This window comes from Flavobacterium agri (assembly GCF_013401995.1).
GTDB lineage: Bacteria > Bacteroidota > Bacteroidia > Flavobacteriales > Flavobacteriaceae > Flavobacterium > Flavobacterium agri.
This window is the reverse complement of record NZ_JACBJI010000019.1, coordinates 1-3,161: the sequence shown is the minus strand read 5'-3', so window position 1 is coordinate 3,161 and position 3,161 is coordinate 1. Positions and strand designations below refer to the sequence as shown.

Here is a 3,161-nt window from a genome sequence, read left to right as displayed (position 1 = left end):
AAGGAGCGGTGGCGAAGAGCCGCTGTTACTGGCCGTTTGTGCTCACGAAAGATTGGAAAGAGAACTCTCAGCAGTGGCAAAATTGTCCGCCGAAGGCATTATTGAAATTTAGTAAGGAACGTTTGGCGCAGCCTTTCGCCATCGGCGAAAAAAAAATAACACGCTGCAAATGGCGAGTAACGTTAGGCCGCTAATTTCGGTTGCGGCAAAATTGGAGAGCGTTCGCTCTGCCGAACGAAACGAAGTTAAGAAATTAGACGTTCTGTTTACCTTGAAGCCGCAATCGGAATTAGCGGCGGTTATAGCCAGTTTTTATTTTTCGATAGCTTTGGAATTATAAATATAAACTTGAAAGTCATTATTTTCATTTTCTCTTATCAAACCAATATTTTCTGTTGTTTCTATATTCTGATACTTTACTCTGTATGAGAAAACAACTGAATTATTGTCTTCAGATTTTTTTGAGTTGACTAGTGTTTTTTCAAGTAACTCTCCAGAAACCTTGTTTTTTTCAACCAATAATTCTTTAAATTTGAAGTAGGGGATTATTTGATAAAATCTAAAACTCATAAGAGAATCAATTGCTTTAATATCATTTAGATTGCCGTAGAATAATTCAACAGTTCTTTCAGCAGTTCTTTTGCCTCCTTTTTTAGAATCAATTATTTCTCTAGAAATAACCTTTCCATTTCCATCAGTAACATTCTCTTCAATTCTTTCGGCGGTTTTTTGTCCGCAAGAAATTAACGAACAGCTGAAAGTGAATATTAGTATAATTTTCCTCATATGTGATTACAAAAATTGGCTATAACGTTAGGCCGCTAATTTCGGTTGCGGCCGTTTCGGAGCGAGTACTCTCCGCCGAAAAGTACGAAATTAAAGAACAGCTCGTAAACTTAGTCCGCTTGCCGCATTCGAAATTAGCGGCGGTTACCAGCCGTGCAAATATTTAGCCTAGAAATCTTTTCAAAACATTTCTTTCTGAAAATTTCTCTTTCCATATTTCTATTTGATAAAAATCTCTTGGATTTTCATCGTAAGCGGTTTTTAAATTAATTGAATAAACTCGGACTCTATAATCATTTGGTTCTAATTGAAACTCCAATTCAATTGATGAATTTGGACAATCTTGAATTTGAGCTATTCCTGACTTGATTTTTATACTCGCTTCGACAACGTGATCGAACTGTTCGAAATTCAAATTGAGATTTCTAGAATCTAAAATAGAAATTTCGCAGTTAACTATTCCTTCATCATTTTCGACACCAATTCCGAGAAAACCATTTTCAACAGCTAGCTTGTCCGCAAATGCTTGGTCAGTCCAGAAATTTCCGAGTGCTTCATTTGTTTGCCTGGCATCTTTGTCGAGCAAGTAAAATTGATGATATTGAGTGAAGAAATTTAATTTGTATTTCATGGTTGAAATTTGCTTCTGCTTGGACGCATGGATGGTAACGTTCGGCGGCTTCTTTGGCGCCGCGACCTTTCGGAGAGAGTACTCTCCGCTATTGGAAACGAAGTTAATGAAAAAGATTTTCCCAAGCCATAGAAGGCGCGGTGGCGAAGAGCCGCTGTTACTGGCCGTTTGTGCTCACGAAAGATTGGAAAGAGAACTCTCAGCAGTGGAAAAATTGTCCGCCGAAGGCATTACGGAAATTTGGTGAGGAAATGTTTGGCGAAGCCTTTCGCTGCAAGCGAAAAAGAAATAATACGTTGCAAATGGACAGTAACGTTAGGTCGCCAACCGCAGTGGCGGCTTTCGGAGAGCGTAAGCTCAGCCGAAAGATACGAAGTTCTGGAAAAGAAACGTGCGATAAGCCGTAAACCCGCCATTGCGATTGGCGGCGGTTAGCGGTCCGGCGCAAGAACCACAAAAGACGCTTTCCTTCTAATTTTTGAGCCAAAGGCAAGATTCATCGACTGTAGCTCGAAAATTTAAAAGGAAAGCGCCTTTATATATTGTGAGTTTGCTTTGCGCAACGATTGCGATCCTATTGGCAATTTAGATTCGAATTGGAAGCCGGGCCTGACGCGCTTGCCGCTAACGTTCGGCGCATTCTTTGAACTTTGCGGCCGATCGGAGAAAGTATTCTCCTCCGTAAATATAGGAAGTTTTGAAACCTGAAATTTCCGTTTTAGGGAAATTTGCCGCAATGTCAAAGATGCGCTGTTAGCTTCTCGGCCACACGCGAAGCTTCGGTTTGATTTGAAAAAGAAAAAACCGAAATTCCAAAAGAAACGTTTTCATATTTTTTTTGCGGCGCAATTCATTTACAGATTTTACGGTCGCTATAAAACTCGATTTCGATTAGCCTTTAGAAAAACGAATCTCCAACGGCAAATTTGTTTTTGACTCGGAAAACGTGGCTGGAAGCTAACGTTAGGCCTATTCGCGCCGTTGCTGGCGAATCGGAGAGAGTATTCTCCGGAGTGAAGATACGAAGTTTTGGAAACAGGACGACCCACTTAGTCATCAGCCAGCAATGGAGTGAATAGGCGGTTAGCGGCTGGACCTAAATTGTTTCGCCAGGATAATATTTTGTAAAATGCGATATGAAATAATAAAAATTATCTGTCATTAAACTTTCTTCAACGTAAGGTTCTTCATCTTCTGGAATCGGTGGAAGCATTAAAAAATCTAGGAAACCTTGAAAAAAGCTTTCCATTTTCCTGGATTTGTTTAGAAACTCATCACAAAATTTTTCTGCTTTTTTCGATTGAGAAATACTTCGCGTATGCAGATAATCCGTGAAAAAATTATGAACTAAAATATTTCTTCTTTTTAGATACTCGTTTAATTCTTCTTCGATTACTAAGCTAGGATTTAATTTTAATAACCTAAAAATACTACCTAATGTCATTTTTGAATTATTTGAATGACTTGCAAGTTGCAGAAACTCAGCAGAAGTTAAACCAAATAAATCTTTATCGAATTCAATTAAAAATTTTAGAATCTCTCCTGTAACAAATTCAATTCTTTGTGCCGCGACTAAACACCTTCCCATTTTTGAAAATACGACATTTGGATCAAAAACTTCTTTTGTCATCTTATTTCAATTAGAACGATATCCCGGTCTTGCCGCTAACGTTCGGCGGCTTCTTTGTCGCCGCGACCTTTCGGAGAGAGTACTCTCCACCGAACGCAAACGAAGTTAAGAAAA

The 3,161-nt window shown here is 39.0% G+C and carries 5 protein-coding genes; 2 read left to right on the top strand and 3 right to left on the bottom strand.

The window, feature by feature from the left end:
• A partial coding sequence (locus HZF10_RS17965; RefSeq protein ID WP_217703408.1) for a hypothetical protein occupies positions 1 to 194 on the top strand: 194 nt, incomplete at its 5' end.
• Positions 195 to 312: 118 nt separating this feature from the next.
• Here the strand turns inward: HZF10_RS17965 and HZF10_RS17705 are convergent.
• On the bottom strand, positions 313 to 786 hold the full coding sequence (locus HZF10_RS17705; protein ID WP_176007578.1) for a hypothetical protein: 474 nt from the start codon (positions 784 to 786) through the stop codon (positions 313 to 315).
• A gap of 163 nt (positions 787 to 949) precedes the next feature.
• Positions 950 to 1,417 (bottom strand): hypothetical protein, encoded by a 468-nt coding sequence (locus HZF10_RS17700; RefSeq protein ID WP_176007577.1) that lies wholly within the window; start codon positions 1,415 to 1,417, stop codon positions 950 to 952.
• Positions 1,418 to 1,523: 106 nt separating this feature from the next.
• On the opposite strand from HZF10_RS17700, the gene HZF10_RS17695 reads away from it, so the two are divergent.
• Entirely contained in the window at positions 1,524 to 1,664 is a 141-nt protein-coding gene (locus tag HZF10_RS17695) for a hypothetical protein (RefSeq protein WP_176007576.1), read from the top strand.
• 849 nt (positions 1,665 to 2,513) lie between these two features.
• Here HZF10_RS17695 and HZF10_RS17690 read toward each other — a convergent pair.
• Positions 2,514 to 3,047 (bottom strand): hypothetical protein, encoded by a 534-nt coding sequence (locus tag HZF10_RS17690; RefSeq protein ID WP_176007575.1) that lies wholly within the window; start codon positions 3,045 to 3,047, stop codon positions 2,514 to 2,516.
• Positions 3,048 to 3,161: the final 114 nt, after the last annotated feature.